Source organism: Bradyrhizobium sp. S3.7.6 (assembly GCF_054061875.1).
The window spans coordinates 6,754,208-6,771,209 of sequence record NZ_JBSSEQ010000001.1 but is presented as its reverse complement, the minus strand read 5'-3'; the positions used below and the strand labels follow the sequence as shown (position 1 = coordinate 6,771,209).

At 63.8% G+C, this 17,002-nt stretch carries 18 protein-coding genes; 16 read left to right on the top strand and 2 right to left on the bottom strand.

Translation table 11 applies throughout. From position 1 onward, the window contains the following. Positions 1 to 38 precede the first annotated feature (38 nt). The 11 genes from ACVJ5M_RS33185 (at position 39) to ACVJ5M_RS33135 (ending at position 9,475) form a co-directional block, all read left to right on the top strand. A complete protein-coding gene (locus ACVJ5M_RS33185) occupies positions 39 to 1,415 on the top strand; it encodes an MmgE/PrpD family protein (RefSeq protein WP_231144501.1) in 1,377 nt (458 codons plus the stop codon). Positions 1,416 to 1,443: 28 nt separating this feature from the next. Continuing rightward, positions 1,444 to 1,830 carry a carboxymuconolactone decarboxylase family protein gene (locus ACVJ5M_RS33180; protein WP_027575101.1) on the top strand — a complete coding sequence of 129 codons (387 nt, stop codon included), beginning with the start codon at positions 1,444 to 1,446 and terminating at the stop codon, positions 1,828 to 1,830. A gap of 21 nt (positions 1,831 to 1,851) precedes the next feature. Next, positions 1,852 to 2,685 (top strand): N-acyl homoserine lactonase family protein, encoded by an 834-nt coding sequence (locus ACVJ5M_RS33175; protein ID WP_063984361.1) that lies wholly within the window; start codon positions 1,852 to 1,854, stop codon positions 2,683 to 2,685. A gap of 90 nt (positions 2,686 to 2,775) precedes the next feature. Beyond that, entirely contained in the window at positions 2,776 to 3,483 is a 708-nt protein-coding gene (locus ACVJ5M_RS33170) for a GntR family transcriptional regulator (RefSeq protein ID WP_231144502.1), read from the top strand. A gap of 52 nt (positions 3,484 to 3,535) precedes the next feature. Then, complete coding sequence (locus ACVJ5M_RS33165; protein WP_063984359.1) at positions 3,536 to 4,492, top strand: ABC transporter substrate-binding protein; 957 nt, start codon at positions 3,536 to 3,538, stop codon at positions 4,490 to 4,492. Positions 4,493 to 4,497: 5 nt separating this feature from the next. Further along, a complete protein-coding gene (locus tag ACVJ5M_RS33160) occupies positions 4,498 to 5,253 on the top strand; it encodes an ABC transporter permease (RefSeq protein ID WP_063984358.1) in 756 nt (251 codons plus the stop codon). Beyond that, positions 5,232 to 6,038, top strand: coding sequence for an ABC transporter ATP-binding protein (locus ACVJ5M_RS33155; protein ID WP_354099324.1), 807 nt, complete (start codon positions 5,232 to 5,234; stop codon positions 6,036 to 6,038). Before ACVJ5M_RS33160 ends, ACVJ5M_RS33155 begins: the two co-directional genes overlap by 22 nt. A 19-nt stretch (positions 6,039 to 6,057) precedes the next feature. Continuing rightward, positions 6,058 to 6,855, top strand: coding sequence for an ABC transporter permease (locus ACVJ5M_RS33150; protein ID WP_028155758.1), 798 nt, complete (start codon positions 6,058 to 6,060; stop codon positions 6,853 to 6,855). Between the two features lie 9 nt (positions 6,856 to 6,864). Then, entirely contained in the window at positions 6,865 to 7,527 is a 663-nt protein-coding gene (locus ACVJ5M_RS33145) for a polysaccharide deacetylase family protein (RefSeq protein WP_063984356.1), read from the top strand. Then, positions 7,527 to 8,396, top strand: coding sequence for a fumarylacetoacetate hydrolase family protein (locus tag ACVJ5M_RS33140; protein WP_063984355.1), 870 nt, complete (start codon positions 7,527 to 7,529; stop codon positions 8,394 to 8,396). Before ACVJ5M_RS33145 ends, ACVJ5M_RS33140 begins: the two co-directional genes overlap by 1 nt. Before the next feature lie 35 nt (positions 8,397 to 8,431). Beyond that, complete coding sequence (locus ACVJ5M_RS33135) at positions 8,432 to 9,475, top strand: 5-methyltetrahydropteroyltriglutamate--homocysteine methyltransferase (protein WP_199877108.1); 1,044 nt, start codon at positions 8,432 to 8,434, stop codon at positions 9,473 to 9,475. Positions 9,476 to 9,566: 91 nt separating this feature from the next. On the opposite strand, the gene ACVJ5M_RS33130 is transcribed toward ACVJ5M_RS33135, so the two are convergent. After that, complete coding sequence (locus ACVJ5M_RS33130) at positions 9,567 to 10,574, bottom strand: alpha/beta fold hydrolase (protein ID WP_084795228.1); 1,008 nt, start codon at positions 10,572 to 10,574, stop codon at positions 9,567 to 9,569. Between the two features lie 299 nt (positions 10,575 to 10,873). On the opposite strand from ACVJ5M_RS33130, the gene ACVJ5M_RS33125 reads away from it, so the two are divergent. Further along, the gene (locus tag ACVJ5M_RS33125) at positions 10,874 to 11,737 is read left to right on the top strand and encodes an alpha/beta fold hydrolase (protein ID WP_084795227.1); all 864 of its coding nucleotides are present in this window, start codon (positions 10,874 to 10,876) and stop codon (positions 11,735 to 11,737) included. A gap of 165 nt (positions 11,738 to 11,902) precedes the next feature. On the opposite strand, the gene ACVJ5M_RS33120 is transcribed toward ACVJ5M_RS33125, so the two are convergent. After that, positions 11,903 to 12,661 carry an SDR family NAD(P)-dependent oxidoreductase gene (locus ACVJ5M_RS33120; protein WP_063984354.1) on the bottom strand — a complete coding sequence of 253 codons (759 nt, stop codon included), beginning with the start codon at positions 12,659 to 12,661 and terminating at the stop codon, positions 11,903 to 11,905. A 167-nt stretch (positions 12,662 to 12,828) separates the two neighbouring features. Here ACVJ5M_RS33120 and ACVJ5M_RS33115 point away from each other — a divergent pair, with 167 nt between their 5' ends. From ACVJ5M_RS33115 to ACVJ5M_RS33100, 4 genes are read left to right on the top strand one after another with little or no spacing between them, the layout of a single operon-like run. Continuing rightward, positions 12,829 to 14,088, top strand: coding sequence for an extracellular solute-binding protein (locus ACVJ5M_RS33115; protein ID WP_063984353.1), 1,260 nt, complete (start codon positions 12,829 to 12,831; stop codon positions 14,086 to 14,088). A gap of 2 nt (positions 14,089 to 14,090) precedes the next feature. Next, a complete protein-coding gene (locus ACVJ5M_RS33110; protein WP_063984352.1) occupies positions 14,091 to 15,032 on the top strand; it encodes a carbohydrate ABC transporter permease in 942 nt (313 codons plus the stop codon). Beyond that, a complete protein-coding gene (locus tag ACVJ5M_RS33105) occupies positions 15,025 to 15,873 on the top strand; it encodes a carbohydrate ABC transporter permease (protein ID WP_063984351.1) in 849 nt (282 codons plus the stop codon). The genes ACVJ5M_RS33110 and ACVJ5M_RS33105 overlap by 8 nt, the downstream gene beginning before the upstream one ends. 22 nt (positions 15,874 to 15,895) lie before the next feature. Beyond that, positions 15,896 to 16,993: a Gfo/Idh/MocA family protein gene (locus tag ACVJ5M_RS33100; protein WP_456679570.1), complete on the top strand. Its 1,098-nt coding sequence runs from the start codon at positions 15,896 to 15,898 to the stop codon at positions 16,991 to 16,993. Positions 16,994 to 17,002: the final 9 nt, after the last annotated feature.

Sequence of the window (17,002 nt, the reverse complement as noted above, 5' to 3'; positions counted from 1 at the left end):
TCGTCATATGGTCCGGGAAAACGAGGAAGACGCCCCGCGTGCCGCAAGCTTTAATTCCGAGTGTGAGCAAGACGCTCGCCGATTTCGTCGCGTCCTCGTCGTGGGCGGACGTGGAGGCGCAGAGCCCTGAGGCGAAGCGATCGATCCTCAATTTCTTTGCGACCGCGCTCGGCTCCGCACGCGATCCGGTGGTCACGGCCGCGATGCGCACGCTATCGCCGTTCAGCGGCGCCGCGACATCGACAATCATCGGCCATTCGGAGTCCATGGACGCGCTGTGCGCGTCGTTTCTCAATGCCATCTCGGCGAATCTGCTCGACTTCGACGACACGCACCCTGAAACGATCATCCATCCGGCCGCGCCGGTCGCCGCGCCGATATTGGCGCTGGCGGAGACGCGCAAGCTGACGGGGCGCGCGGTGCTGACCGCGTTCATCCTTGGCGTGGACGTGGAGTGCCGCATCGGCAATGCAGTCTCGCCGCGCCATTACGCCCGCGGCTGGCACATCACCTCGACCTGCGGGATTTTTGGCGCTGCGGCGGCGTGCGCGAAGCTGTTGGGACTGCCAGCGGAAGGGATTGCGAACGCGATCGGACTTGCGGCGAGCCAGTCGGCCGGCAATGTCGAGAATCTGCCAAGCGCCGCCAAGAACGTCAGCGTCGGCAATGCCGCGCGTAACGGGTTGTTCGCCGCGCTGCTGGCGCAGCAGGGCTATGAGGCTGCGCCGCGCGCCATCGAAGGTCCGCTCGGCTGGGCGCGCACCATGGGGGATGAGCCGGATCTCGCCCGCATGCTCGGTGGCCTCGGAAAGACCTGGGAGATCGCGAAGAACACCTACAAGCCCTATCCCGCCGGCATCGTGTTCCATTCGGTGATCGACGCCTGCCTGCTGTTGCGCGAGCGAATTGGCCGGCGCGTTGACCAGATCGAGTCGGTGACAGTGCGGGGCTCAGCACTGCTGCTCGCGCGCGGTGATCGTCCCGTGAGCAACGAGCGCGATGCGCGCGTCAGCATCCATCATTGCGTGGCTTGCGGACTGTTGCTCGGCGCGGCCGGTGTGGCCGAGTTCGCGCAGGAGACCGTGGTCCGGCCCGATATCGCGCGGCTGCGACAGAAGGTGAGGGCGGAGCTTGATGCGCAGATGCTCGATGGCGCTGCGCGCGTCACCTTGCGCCTGTCGTCTGGTGAAATTCTCACAGAGACCGTGACGTCGCCGCGCGGCAGCCAGGCTGCGCCGCTTTCAGACCGCGAGATCGAAGAGAAGCTGCGCGAGGGCGTACGGACCGGCCGAAGCGACTGGGACTCGGACCGCGTCATCGATGCAGTCTGGCGCCTAGATGCGGCGGACGACGTCGCCGCGCTGCTGCAATCACTGCGGCCGCCATCGGCGTCGCGCCAAACAATTTCCAACTAGAATCTCTCAAGACCGGAAAGGGACGATCATGAGCAAGACCGAACTGTTCGAAAAGGGCCTCAAAGTTCGTAAAGAGGTGCTCGGCGAGGACTACGTCAACAAGTCGATCGCCGGTGCCGACGAGTTCACGCGCACGATGGCGGAGTGGTCGACCGAATTCTGCTGGGGCGCGCTGTGGACGCGGCCCGGCGTCGACCGCCGCACGCGCTCGATCGTCAATCTGGCGATGCTGGGCGCACTGAACCGCCCGCACGAGCTGAAGCTGCACGTCAAGGGCGCCCTGAAGAACGGCCTGACCAAGGAGGAGATCAAGGAGATCCTGCTCCAGGTCGCGGTCTATTGCGGCGTGCCCGCCGGCATCGACGCCTTCCGCAACGCGCGCGAGGCCTTCAACGAGGTCGATGCGGGGTCCTGAGCCCGCTTGATTGGAAGCCCCATGGCCGACCCGGAATACGAGCTCTTCGCCATCCGCTATGCAACGCGGGATGCCCAGCGGAGCGAGCACTTCATCGGCGGAGACCCGCATGACGGGCCGATGCCGATGGACTATTTCATGTGGCTGGCGAGGGGAGGTGGCCGCACCTTCGTCATCGACACCGGGTTCAACGCCGAAATCGCAAAGCAGCGCAGGCGAACATTCCTGCGCTGCCCGGTGGAGACGCTTGCCGCGTTCGATATCGACGTGGCCGACGTCAAGGATGTGATCCTCACGCATCTGCACTACGATCACGCCGGTAATTTCGACCGGTTTCCGAATGCGCGGTTTCATCTTCAGGAGCGCGAGCTCGCATACGCCACCGGGCGCTATATGCAGTATCCGAGGCTGTCGCATTCCTTCGAGGTCGAGGACGTCTGCGGGATCGTGCGGCTGAACTATGCGCGCCGGGTGCTGTTCTACGACGGCGACGCCGAGATCGCGCCCGGACTGACGGTCTACGCGGCCGGCGGGCATTCGGCCGGTCTTCAGTTCGTCCGCGTCAACACGCGCCGCGGGCCGGTCGTGCTCGCCTCCGACGTCAGTCATTTCTACGAGAACATGACGAGCGAGCGTCCGTTCACGACAGCATTTCATGTCGGTGACATGCTGGTGGGATTCGACAAGCTGCGAGCCACAGCACCGGATGCTGACCACATCGTTCCCGGCCACGATCCGCTCGTCATGAAGCTCTACCCGGCGCCAGGCCAGGGTTTGAAGGGCGTCGCGGTTCGTCTCGACGTGGCGCCGTCCAGGGCCGCGCATTCCCAGGACGTTGGGCAAGGCGCGGCGTAACCTAAGCTAGAAAAAATCGATTTTCGATTTTCTGTTGACCCGCGGCCGCCGCCTTGCAATCATCCGACCATGGGTCCGCTTCAGTTCCAGTTGTCCAGAAGCCCCGGGGATGGTCCGCGCAGCCTGACGTCGGCGCTGCACGAACGTCTGCGCGCCGACATCCTGGCGACGCGGCTGCCGCCGGGCCAGAAGCTGCATATCGCCGGGCTCGCCAAACAGTTTTCCGTGAGCCTCGCCGCCGTGCGCGAGGCGCTGTCGCGACTTGTCGCGGACGGGCTCGTGCAGGCGTCAGACCAGCGTGGCTTTCGCGTGAGCCCGGTGTCGCTCGCCGATCTCGCCGACGTGACGCAGACCCGGATCGACATCGAGGGGCTTGCGCTCCGTCGCTCGATCGAGCGGGGCGATGATGCCTGGCTCGCATCGGTGAAATCCGCCTGGGCGGATTTGAAGGCCGTTCCCCATCGCTATCCCGACGATCCGACCGTGCACTACGAGGAGTGGGTGGTCCGTCACCGCATCTTCCATCGCGCGCTGGTCAACGCGTGCGGCTCGCCGTGGCTGCTCGGCTTCCGCGACGTGCTGCACGAGCAGAGCGAGCGTTATCGCCGCCTCTCGATCCGGCGAGAGGCCGGTGGCAAGCCGCGCAACGTCGAAGCCGAACACAAGACGATCGTCGCCGCCGTGATCAGGCGCGATGCGGATGCGGCAGTTCGCGCCTTGTCAAAGCACTTCGGCACCACCAAAGAATTCGTCGAGCTCGCCGCCTCTCGCATTGCGGAGGTGAGCCGTACGACCTGACGATCCGGAAAAATCCGGCACACAAAAAACAGAGACCGGGAGGAAGCCAATAATGAAGATCAATCACGCGCTGATGTCGCTGATCGCCGCCGCAATTCTGGTGGGCCCTGCGAGCGCCGCCGACACCATCCGCGTCGGCCTGCCCACGAAAACCTATTGGCCGACCACGATCGCCGAGACGGCGGTGCGGCAGAAACTGTTCGAGAAGGAAGGCATCCAGGCCGAGTTGACGATCTACCGCAGCGGCGCCGAGACGTTCGAAGGCATGGCTGCGGGCGCGGCCGACATCATTCTCGATCCGCCGTCGCTGGTCTCCGCCGGACGCAAGAAGGGCGTGATGTCGCGGATCGTCGCCAATGCCGCGATGGGCAATTTCGGCTGGCAATTGATGGTCCCGACCAAGTCGACGCTCGACGTCAAGGACCTCAACGGCAAGAAGGTGGCGATCACCGCGGCCGGCTCCGGATCCGACCTGCTCGCGCTGTGGACCATCCAGGACAAGAAGATCGATTTTACGCGCGTTCCCGTCGGCGGCGGTGGCCTGGTGCCGAACCTGCTGGCCGGCAATGTCGAGGCGGCCGTGGTCTATTCGCCGCTGAGCTTCCAGATCTCGAAGTCCGGCGAGGCCAAGACCATCCTCGATTACGCGACCGCGGTCCCGCCGAACCTCACTGCGGGCTGGATCGTGCTCGACAAATTCGCCGAGGCCAAGCCCCAGATGGTGCAGAAGGCGGTGAACGCCCTCTACGGCGCGGTCGCGTTCATGCGGGCCAACCGCGACGTCACGGTCAAGCTGATTGCCGAGCTCTATGAAATGCCGCCGGAGATCGCGGGCCTTGAGTACGACAACACCATTATGAAGCTCGAGACCAGCGGCGACATGGGCGCGGCCAACGTCAATGCGGCCGTGCAGCTGTCGCTCGATCTCGCCAAGCTCGGCGGGCTCAAGGACATCGTGCCGGTCGAGGATGTGATCTCGGCCAAGTTCAAGCCGGTTCCGACCAAGTAGTCACGATGCAAAGCACGTTCGTCATCAACCTTGCGCGGATCGCGATCATCATCGCGGTCCTGGCGCTGTGGGAGGTGCTGTCGCGCACCGGCATCGTCAATCCGCGACTGCTGCCATCGGCGTCCGATACCTTCGTGACGCTCGGCGATCTGCTGCAGCGCGCGGCGGTGCGGAAGGATCTGATGGTGACCGCGACCGAGGTGCTGGCCGCGTTCGCGCTGGCCGTGCCCTTCGGTGCGGTGATCGGCTTCCTGGTCGCGGAGAACCGTTACTTTGCGGACGTGGCCAAGCCGCTTTTGTTCTTCGCCTTCAGCATCCCGAAGTCGATCTTCCTGCCGATGTTCATCCTGGTGTTCGGCGTCGGCTTTGCCCAGAAGGTCGGCTTCGGCTTCTTCTCCACGATCTTCATCGTGATCATGTCGACCACGACGGCGGTGGAATCGGTCAAGGTCGAGCATTTGACGGTGGCGCGCTCCTATGGCGCAACGCCATGGCAGACGGCGTTCCGGGTTTATCTGCCGAGCATGCTGCCGGTCCTGCTGGAGGCGTTGCGGATCTCCATGATCTTCAACCTCACCGGCGTGATTTTGGCGGAGATGTACGCCTCGCGCGACGGCATCGGTCACCAGATCGCGACCTGGGGCGAGAACTTCCAGATGAAGCAGCTCCTCGCCGGCGTCGTGATGGTCGCCGCGATCGCCATGACCTTCAACGAACTTGTCAGATGGATGGAAACGCGATGCAGCCATTGGCGAACGTGATCCCGTTGAAGCCCGCCGCGCGCGCTGGCGCGATCGAGGTCAAGAATGTCGGCCAGGTCTTCAAGACCCGGTCGCAGGACGTCGTCGCGCTGGAGGACGTCTCGCTCGAGGTCAAGCCCGGCCGTTTCGTCGTGCTGGTCGGCCCGAGCGGCTGCGGCAAGTCGACCCTTTTGATGATGATGGCGGGACTGCGCCAGCAGACCTCCGGCACGATCACCATCAGCGGCGCGCCGATCCTGCAGCCAGACCCCGACAGGGTCGGCGTGGTGTTCCAGGAAGCGAGCTTGTTCCCGTGGCTGACCGCGGAGGACAATGTCGAGTTTCCGCTGGCGCTGCGGGGCGTGCCCAAGGCCGAGCGCCGCGCCAAGGCGCAGGATGCGCTCAAGCTGGTCGGCCTCGACGGCTTCGGCAGGCGTCATCCCCACGAACTCTCCGGCGGCATGAAGCAGCGCGTCTCGATCGCGCGCGGGCTGGTGCAGGACCCGCCGGTGCTGCTGATGGACGAGCCGTTCGCCGGCCTCGACGAGCAGACGCGCATGACCATGGGCGACGAGTTGCTGCGGATCTGGGCTGCGACCGGCAAGACGGTCGTTTTCGTCACGCACAGCCTCACCGAGGCCGTCTATCTAGCCGACGAGGTGATCGTGATGTCGGCGCGGCCCGGCCGCATCGTCGACCATCTCCAGGTCCAGCTGCCACGGCCCCGCACCTACGAGATGCTGAGCGGCGACGCCTTTGGTGCGCTGCGCGACCGCATCTGGCGGCACATCCGCAAATCGGCGTGAGGCGGATATGAGCGCCAGAATGAGTGCGAAGACGCTGCGATACCTGATCGTGATCGGCCTGATTGCGCTGTGGGAGTTGCTGCCGCGCACCGGTCTCATTCCCGAGCTGTTCCTGCCGTCACTGTCATCGACGCTGATCGCCGGATGGACCGATGCCGCGGAATACGGTCATGCGCTCGCGGTGACGCTCTATGAGGTCGTGGTCTCCATGGCATTCGCCTGCGGCGGCGGCATCCTGCTCGGCGCGATCGTTGGCAGCCTGCCGCGTCCGCGTGTCCTGATCATGCCGATGGTGTCGAGCCTCTACGCGGTGCCGCTCGTGATCCTTTATCCTGTTTTCACGGTGTGGCTCGGCATCGGCTCGGAGTCCAAGATCGCGTTCGCCTCGATCTATGGCTTCCTGCCGACGATGCTCGCCACCGCCGCCGGCATCCAGACCATCGATCCGCAGCTCCTGCTCGCGGCACGTAGCATGGGCGCCACGTTGAGCCAGCGGCTGATCCGCGTCATCATCCCGGCGGCGATTCCGACGGTGCTGTCGGGCCTGCGTGTCGGCGGTGCGCTGGTCATCGTCGGCGTTGTCGTCTCGGAGATGCTGATCTCATCGGCCGGCATCGGCTATCTGATCTCGCGCTACCGCACAATTCTCGATAGTCCGCACGTGTTCGCGGGCGTGCTGCTCGTGCTGTTCCTCGCCATCGCCTTCAACGCTGCGATCCGCTGGATCGAGCGCAAGGCGGCGATCTGGCAGACTGGCACGCGGGCCGGTCAGGCCAACGACGACATCGCGTCGGGCGCGATGCAGCCGGCGACCTGAGGTATTGGCGTGTACGATTTGACCCTGACATTCGACAACGGCCCCGATCCGGATGTGACGCCGCGTGTGCTCGACATTCTCGCCGAGCGCGGCATCAAGACCACCTTCTTCGTCATCGGTGAGAAGCTCGCTGACCCCGCGCGGCGCGGCCTTGCGGTGCGTGCGCACGGGGAGGGGCACTGGATCGGAAATCACACGTTTACGCACACCATTCCGCTCGGTGAGCAGGCGGATCGCGAGACGGCAGAGAACGAAATCGGCCGAACTCAAAGAGCGATCGGCGATCTCGCGCATCCCCAGCGCTGGTTCCGGCCGTTCGGTGGCGGCGGCAATCTCGATGCGCGGCTGTTGAAACCCTCCGTCGTGGACTACCTCACCCGCAACAAGCACAGCTGCGTGCTCTGGAATGCGATCCCGCGCGACTGGGACGACCCTGACGGCTGGACTGAGCGCGCACTCGTCCAGTGCAGCCGGCAGCCCTGGACGCTGATGGTGCTGCACGATCTCCCGACCGGCGCGATGGACCATCTCGAACGTTTCCTTGACGCTGCCGAGGCGGCCGGCGCCCGGTTTCGCCAGGACTTCCCGCCGCAATGCGTTCCGATCCGCAACGGCGCGATCGCGCTTCCAATCAACGACTATGTTTCCTCCATCGAGAGAGTGTTTGACTGATGAAAGTTGCAAGCTTCACGATCGCCGGCACCGCGAGCTATGGCATCGTCACCGACAAGGGCGTCATCGATGCCGGCAAGCGCCTGAAGGCCTATCCGACGCTGAAGGCGCTGCTTGCGAAGGGATCGCTCGACGAGCTCAAGAAACTCGCCGGCGAGAAGCCCGATTACGCGCTGCAGGATGTCGCGCTGCTGCCGACCGTGCCCGATCCCGACAAGATCTTCTGCATCGGCGTCAACTATGCCACGCATCTGGCCGAGAGCGGGCATCCGACGCCAGCGCATCCAATGATCTTCACCCGCTTCGCCAACAGCCAGGTCGGCCATGGCCAGCCGATGATCCGGCCGCTGGAGTCTGAGCGTTTCGATTACGAAGGCGAAATGGCCGTCATCATCGGCAAGGCTGGCCGCCGCATCTCGCGCGAGGCTGCGCTGAACCATGTCGCCGGCTATGCCTGCTACAATGACGGCAGCATCCGTGACTGGCAGCGCCACACCTCGCAATTCGCGCCGGGCAAGAATTTTGCCGGCACCGGCGGCTTCGGGCCCTGGATGGTCACGACCGACGAATTGACCGACGTGACCAAGCAGACGCTGATCACCCGGCTCAACGGTGTCGAGGTGCAGAAGGCCCCGATCTCCGATCTCGTTTTCGACGTGCAGGCCTTGATTGCTTACTGCTCGACGTTCACCGAGCTTGCGCCCGGCGATGTCATCGTCACAGGCACGACCGGCGGCGTCGGCGCCTATCGCACGCCGCCGCTGTGGATGAAGGGCGGCGACGTCGTGGAGATCGAGATCTCCGGCATCGGCATCCTGCGCAACCCCGTCAAGGACGAGGGATCGGCCACGGCGACGCGCGCGGCCTGAGAGCCGCGCTCTATAACAATAAGAAGGAGAATCCCATGCCCATGCCAACGCATATCCTGCCGACCACGGTGGTCGGCAGCTACCCGCAGCCGGAATGGCTGGTGAATCGCGCCATGCTGTCGAAGGTGGTGCCGCGCACGCGGTTGCACGACATGTGGCGGTTGCCGGCAGAGCATCTGGAGGAGGCGCAAGACGATGCGACCATCGTCGCGATCCGCGACATGGAACGCGCCGGCATTGACATCGTGACCGACGGCGAAATCCGCCGCGAGAGCTACTCCAACCGCTTCGCCACCGCGCTCGACGGCATCGACGGGGACAATCCCGCGATGATCGTGGCGCGCACCGGCAACACGCAGACCCCGGTGCCGCGTGTCGTCGGTCCCGTCAAGCGCAAGGGCCCGGTCGAGCTGCACGACATGCAGTTCCTGCGCAAGAACACGGATCGGGCCGCCAAGATCACTTTGCCGGGCCCGTTCACGATGAGCCAGCAGGCCAGGAACGAGTTCTACAAGGACGAGGAAGAGTTGGCGATGGCGCTCGCCGAGGCCGTCAATGCCGAGGCGCTCGATCTGCAGAAGGCAGGCGCGGATGTGATCCAGCTCGACGAGCCCTGGGTGCGCAACAACCCGGATCTTGCCAAGCGCTACGCCGTCAAGGCGATCAACCGTGCATTGCAGGGCATCACGGTGCCGACGGTCGTGCATCTCTGCTTCGGCTATGCCGCGGTCGTGCCGGGCTCGAACAAGCCGGCCGGCTATTCCTTCCTCGCCGAGCTCGACGACACCATTGCCGACCAGATCTCGATCGAGGCCGCGCAGCCGAAGCTCGACCTCGGCGTGCTCAGGGACCTGTCGTCGAAGAAGATCATGCTCGGCGTGCTCGACCTCGCTGATCCCGCGATCGAGAGCGTCGACACCGTGGCCGCCCGTATCCGGAACGGCTTGAAATACGTCTCGCCGGACCGCCTGGTCCCCGCGCCCGATTGCGGCATGAAGTACATGCCGCGCGCAACCGCGTTCGGAAAGCTGAAGGCGATGTGCGATGCGGCGGCCATGGTCCGGCGGGAGATCGGCTAAACAAAGCTAGGCCGGCGAGGATGGTTCGTTCGCCGGCCATCGCCTGGCTATGGCCAGCCTGGTCGAAATCTGCGCGGGCGTCAGCTGCCGTTCAAGCCGACAGGAATTTGGTTAGAAGCTCCGTTGTGTCGGTAGGGTTTTCCTCAGGAAAGAAGTGACCGCCCTTGACGGCCCGACCTTGTACGTTGTCGGCCCACTTCTTCCAAATTCCCAATGCGCCGCCATTCTGCTCGTAGAATGTATCGAGCGGCCCGCCGGAAGCCCAGAGGTGCAGCATAGGGCACTTAATGCGCCTGCCTTCCTTCTGGTCCGCCTTGTCATGCTCGATATCCAGGGTTGCGGCCGCGCGGTACTCTTCGCAGATCGCATGCACCCGAGCCGGATCGCGGTAGGTTTCGATGTATTCCGCTTTCACTTCGGGGCCGAATGAGCCCTGGCCGAAGGGATTGTCGAATACCGCGTCCGGCGCACCGATCAGGTATTTTTCGGGAAGCGGTGCCTTCTGCGAGAGTAGGCTCCATGGCCAGTAGGTCATGGCGAACTTTGCGTCGGCGTGGCCCCAGGCTTCCGAGATCGGCAGCACGTCAAACACTGCGAGACGCTGCACCTTCTCCGGGTGATCGAGCGCAAGGCGGTAGGAAACGCGACCGCCGCGATCGTGTCCAACCAGATCGAATTTGGAAAAGCCAAGCTTATCCATCACGGTGACGAGCTCATTCGCCATCGCCCGCTTTGTATAGGGATAGTGATCCTCCGCAGAGGCGGGAACGCCGCTGCGGCCATATCCACGAAGATCGACGCAGATGACCGTGCGATTACCGGCGAGATGCGGCGCGACATGACGCCACATCAGGCTGGTTCGCGGAAATCCATGGACCATGAGCAGTGGGGATCCGCTCCCGTAGCGCCTGATGAAAATGGTGTTGTCATCGGTCTTGATCTCCTTTGTCTCGAAGAGATCGGAAGCGTTCGAGGTGGAATTGTTTGGGGATTGGCCGGCCGCGCGTCGCGGTAGAAGCGCCAGTGATAGAGCGGCGCTCGATGCAGCGGTCATCACCTGGACGAAGGTGCGGCGCTCGATCTTTGTCTTTTCTGTCATCCCTGAGGTCCTTCGAGGTTCGCGCGACGCTCCTGGCAAACGCCCCCTCAATGACGACGCGGTGAGACATGTTAGCACCTGCGTGGAAGCGCGCTTTCGCAGGATTAGCGTCACTGAACCGTTCGTGCTGATGATTTCGGTCATCCCGCTGGCGCGATGGGGCAGAGGCGGGGAGCAGTCGGGAAGTGATCGTTGGAATGATCCTCCGCCTGTAACCAATTTGGTCGCGTCGCCGAATAGCGGGAGGTCAGGGTAAGCGGAGGTGCGTCAACGCAAGCCGCCAGAGCAATGGAGGATCCATGTCCGACGAAATCAACCACGATCGCCGGCGTTTCGTTGGTGCTGCGGCAACGACAGTAGCTGCAGCACAATTCGGCGTGATCGCGCCGGCGGTTGCAGATCCCCGAGCGAGCAAGAAGGTCGCCCGCGACGTCAGCAGAAGATCGGAAACCGCGGGGACGGACGCCACCGTCGTTCTCGTCCACGGCGCCTGGGCAGACGGTTCAAGCTGGGCGCACGTCATTACGCTACTGCAGTCCGAGGGACTGAAGACGATGGCGGCGCCGATCCCGCTCACATCGCTATCGGATGATGTTGCGGCGCTTGAGCGAGCGTTGGAGCGGACCGACGGGCCGGTTGTCCTTGTCGCGCATGCCTATGCCGGCGCCGTCATTGGTGCGGTCACGCAGGACAGAGTGCGGTCGCTGGTCTTCATTTCGGCTCTCTCTCCCGACGAAGGCGAAACAGTCGCGCAAATATTCTATCGCGACAAGCCGTCGCCGGAGGCGCCGAAACTCACCCCCGACAGTCATGGTTTCCTCTGGATGCCGAACGACCGATTTGGCGCGGCCTGGTGCCAGCATGCCCGACCTGAGCAGGCTGCGCTCCTTGCTGCGATCCAGCGTCCCATTGCCGTCGCGGCAATCCAGGAAAAGGCTCTGAAAGCTGCATGGAAGGCAAAGCCGTCGTGGTACCTGGTCGCCGAGGAGGATCGAATGATCAATCCGGCGACACAGCTATTCCTGGCACGACGGATGGGTGCGCAGGTTCGCTCCGAGAAAGTCGATCATGCATCGCCGATCACCGCGCCGAAGCTGGTCGCCGGAATGATACGCGAGGCCGTCGCCAACGCAGGTCCGAACGCCACGCAGCAACACGGCTGAACTATCGCTATCGGTGCGATATGGTTGAAAGTGCCATTGGCATCTTTTCCAATAGGCGTCGCGACCTCGGCTTGTGCAAACAACTGGACGGAGTCACCAGCTGAATCTTAGTCAGCGGGGGGACCAGGTTCGAGCTCTGGTCCCGCCCACGACCCACAAAGCATCTCACACCCAGCCGCCATCCACGACGTAGTGCTGAGCGGTGCAGGCGGAGGCCTCGTCGGACGCGAGGAACAGGGTGAATTTCGCGACCTCGTCCGGTACCAGCCGACGCTTCAGGCACTGTCGCTGCTGCAGTTCGATCTCGCCCGCCGGCGTCATCCATTTCTCGAGCTGGCGCTCGGTCATGATCCAGCCCGGCGCGATCGCGTTCACGCGGATGTTGTAGGGACCGTAATCGCGCGCGAGGGAGCGCGTCAGGCCGACCACGCCCGACTTGCTGGCCGTGTACGCGGCCATGCCGCCTTGACCGGCCATCCACGACACCGAGCCGAAATTGATGATGGCGCCGGCATTCGCCGCCTTCATGTCCGGCAGCACGGCTTGGGCGGCGAAGAACTGGTGCTTCAGGTTCACCGCGATGCGGTCGTCCCAGTATTCCGGCGTCATCTCCTCGGTTTTGTGCCGTTCGTCATGTGCGGCATTGTTGACGAGGATATTGATCGCGCCGTGTGCTTTGCGCGCCTCGGCGACGCCGGCGCGCAACGCGGCGATGTCAGTCAGGTCGACGCGCTGGAAATGCGCAGCCAGACCCTGATCCGACAGCTCGCGTGCGAGGCGTTCGCCCTCGTCGGCCTTGATGTCGAAGAACACGACATTGGATTTCTGCTGCGCGAAGCGCCGCACGATCGCAGCCCCAATCCCCGATGCGCCACCGGTGACGAGAACGACCTTGCCGGCAAGGTCGGAATAAACGGCGGCCATGGGCACCTCTCAAGTTGCGTTGCGGGCGGTGCGAGGCGCCGCCCAGTTGTCCCGCCAACCTTAGCCATTCCCCGCGTGAGGTGCATAGATCAGAATTTTAGTTGCGTACCTCAAAAATCGAAGGCAGGATTGCAGCCAAAGAATAAGAGCCGGTTGGGAGGAATGTGATGAGACTGCTCGGGAAGCTGGGACTCGCCGCCGCCGCATGCCTGCTTTGGGCCAACTCCGCCGCGGCCGACACGACGGTCAAGTGGTTGCACATCGAAGCCAATCCGGCCCAGGTGAAGATCTGGGAGGAGGTTGCGCGGGCCTATGAGGCGTCGCATCCCGGCACCAAGATCGAGATGCAGTTCCTCGAGAACGAGGCCTACAAGGCCAAGCTGCCGACCATCCTGCAATCCAAGGACCGGCCGAACATCATCTACAGCTGGGCCGGCGGCGTCCTGAAGACGCAGATCGAGGCTGGCGTCCTCGACGACATCACCGATCAGGTGAAGGGTTACAGCGATAGCCTCACGCCGGCAGCGCTCGCCGCCTTTACAGCCAACGGCCGCGTTTATGGTCTTCCGACCGCGCTGTCGCAGGTTGGCTTCCTCTGCAACAAGGAGCTGATGGCCAAGGCAAAGGTCGATCCTGCGGGGATCAAGAGCTGGGACGATCTGCTTGCCGCGGTGAAGACGTTGAAAGCCGCCGGCGTGACCCCGATCGTGGTCGGCGGGGCCGACAAATGGCCGCTGCACTTCTATTGGACGCATCTGGCGGTGCGCGTCGGCGGCAAGGCGGCGTTCGATGCGGCGTTGAAGGGCGAGAATGGTGGCTTCGCCGGCGAGACCTTCCAGAAATCCGGCGAGCTGTTCAAGCAGCTGGTCGATCTGCAGCCGTTCCAGAACGGTTTCCTCGGCTTCAAGAATCCGCAGGCCGTCGGCTATTTCGGCGATGGCAAGGCGGCGATGACGCTCGCGATCTCGACCGTCTATCATCTGCAGCGTGCGCTTGCCGCCGACAAGGTCGGATTGAGCGAAGACAAGATCTGCTGGTTCGACTTCCCGGTCGTGGCCGGCGGCAAGGGCGCGCCAACCGATACGCTTGGCGGCATCACCGGCTGGCTGATCACCAAGGGCTCGCCGAAGGAGGCCGTCGATTTCCTGAAATACTTCGTCTCCAGGGACGTGCAGACGCGGCTTGCTGCGGGCAACTTCATCATCCCGGTGGTGCAGGGAGCGGATGCCGGTCTCAACAACGCCTTCATGAAGCTGATCGCGGCCAATCTGGCGAAGTCGAACTACCACCAGAACTTCTATGACCAGAGCCTCGGCCCCTCGGTTGGCCGCGTCGTCAACGACGTCACCGCCGAGATCGCCGGCGGCAGCATGAGCCCGCAAGACGCGGCCAAGGCGATCGAGGCGGCGTGGAAGCAGGGTAACTGACGGTGGCACGCCGGGCCGCGAGCGTGTCGGCGATGGACGTTGCCGGTGAGCTGGTCCCGCGGGTCGCCAACCGCGGCCCGAGCTGGGACGGCAGGCTGACGGTCCTGATCCTGTTCCTGCCGCCGGCGCTGCTGTTGTTCACGCTGTTCGTGGTGCTGCCGATCGGCGAGGCGGCCTGGTACTCGGCCTTCAACTGGAACGGGTTCGGCAGGCCGACCAACTGGATCGGCTTCGACAATTACCGTTTCGTGTTGGAGACACGCGCCTTCTGGCTCGCGCTGCGCAACAACGGGCTGATCATCGCTGTTTCGCTCGCCATCCAGCTGCCGCTTGCGCTCACGCTGGCCTTGATGCTCGCCGAACGCTTTCGCGGGGCGGTGGCGCTGCGCATGCTGTTCTTCATGCCTTATATCCTGGCCGAGATCGCGACCGGGCTGATCTTCAGCTTCGTCTACGACGGCGATTACGGCCTTGTCGCCTCGATCTGGCGTACCTTCGGCGCCGAGCCCCCGCATCTGCTGGCCTCGACCGACACGGCCATGCTGGCTGTGCTGATCGTCGTCGTCTGGAAGTACTTCGGTTTCCACATGATGCTGTTCATCGCGGCGCTCCAGGGCCTCGACAAAAGCCTGATCGAGGCCGCGCGCATCGACGGCGCGACGCGTTCGCAAGCCCTACGACATGTGGTCATCCCCTTGCTCTATCCGACGATTCGGCTCTCGGTGTTCTTCGCCATCGTCGGCTCGCTGCAGCTGTTCGACCTCGTTATGCCGCTGACGCGCGGGGGGCCCGCGGACTCCTCGAACACGCTGGTGAGCTTCCTCTACAACAACGGCATCTCCCGCATGCGGGTCGGCTATGGCAGTGCCATCGGCGTCATTCTGTTCACGATCTGCGTGACCTTTGCCTTCACGTACAAGCGATGGTTCATGCGTGATGAGTAGCACCGAGACCAGTCGTACGCCGTTCGATCCTGCCGTGCTGTTCAAGGCGGTGTTCCTCGCCGTCGTTGCCGTCTTCGTGCTGGTGCCGCTGCTCGCGACCTTGCTCGGCGGCTTCAAATCGCTCGGCGAATTGCGCGTCAATCCGTTCGGCCTGCCACGTCACTGGGAGTGGCAGAATTATGCCGACATCCTGTTCTCCGCACGCTACTGGCAGCTTCTGCGCAACTCCCTGATCATCTCGACGCTTACGGTGACCCTGACCCTGATCGTCGCCTCGATGGCGGCGTTCACCTTCGCCCATGTCAGGTTCTACGGCTCATCGATGCTGCTGAGCTACCTGACGCTCGGCCTGCTGTTTCCGGCGGCGACCGCGGTGCTGCCGCTGTTCATCAAGGTGCGCGATCTCGGGCTGCTCGATACCTATTTTGGCGTGGCGCTGCCGCAGGTGGCCTTCGGCCTCGCGATGAGCGTGCTGCTGCTGCGGCGTTTCTTCAAGGACATTCCCTATGAACTGCTCGAGGCCGCGCTGGTCGACGGCTGCAGCTACATCAAATTCTTCCGCTATGTGACGCTGCCGTTGTCGCGACCGATCCTGGCGACCGTCGGGACCATCACTTTCGTCAACAGCTGGAACGCCTATCTGTTGCCGCTGGTGATGCTCAACACCGATGCGCTCTATCCCTGGCCGCTCGGCATCATGGTTTATCAGGGTGAGTATTCGTCCGAATGGAACCTGATCCTGGCCTTCATCACGCTGACCATCCTGCCAACCATCATTCTCTTTCTTCTGGCGCAGAAGCACATCGTCGCCGGCCTCACCGCAGGCGCGGTCAAGGGATGAACGATACCTTACGGAGATCACAATGAGAAAAGTCGGCATCGGAATCATCGGCTGCGGCAATATCAGCACCGCCTATCTGAAGGCGGCCCAGCGCTTTCCGGTCATGGAAATCAAGGCGCTCGCCGATATGAGCAGCGATGCGGCGGAGCGGCAGGGTGCCGCCTTCGGGCTGCCGGCGATGCGGGTCGATCAACTGCTCAAGCGAGAGGATGTCGAGATCGTCATCAATCTCACAGTGCCGCTCGCCCACACCGACGTCAGCCTCGCGGTGCTGAACGCGGGCAAGCACGTTCATTCCGAGAAGCCGCTCGGCATCAACGTTGCGGAAGCCCGCAAGGTGATGGATCTCGCCGCGCAGAAGGACCTTCGCGTCGGCTGCGCGCCCGATACGTTTCTTGGCGGTGGCCACCAGACCGCGCGCAAGCTGATCGACGATGGCGCGATAGGCACGCCGGTCGCGGGCAGCGTCTTCTTCGGGGGCCCTGGCCATGAGCGCTGGCACCCGTCGCCGGGCTTCTATTACCTTCGCGGCGGAGGGCCGATGCTCGACATGGGGCCGTACTACATCACGGATCTCGTGCAGCTGCTTGGCCCGGTCGCAAGCGTGATGGGCTCGACGGCGCGCCCGAAATCCGAACGGCTGGTCACCAGCCAGCCGATGAACGGCACCCTGATTCCGGTCGAGGTTTCGACCCATGTCGCCGGCACGCTCGAATTCGAGAGCGGGGCGGTCGTCTCGATCGCGATGAGCTTCGACGTGCCGAAGCACCGGCACGCGCCGATCGAGATCTATGGCGACAAGGGCAGCATGCTGGTGCCGGACCCGAACCGGTTCGGCGGCGAGGTGCAGGTCGCGAAGACTGGCGGTGAATGGGAGCCGGTGCCGCTGACCCACGGTCATGTCGACGGCGAGTTTCGTTCCATCGGTGTGGCCGACATGGCTTCCGCGATCCTGAACAACCGCCCGCATCGCGCCAGCGGCGCGCTCGCTTTCCATGTGCTCGAGGTGATGGAGGCATTCCAGACCTCCGCCGACGAAGGACGCCGCGTCAAGATCGGGAGCTGCGTCGAGCGGCCGGCGATGCTGCCGGCCGGACGTGAAACCGGACAGATCGACTGAGGGAATGAC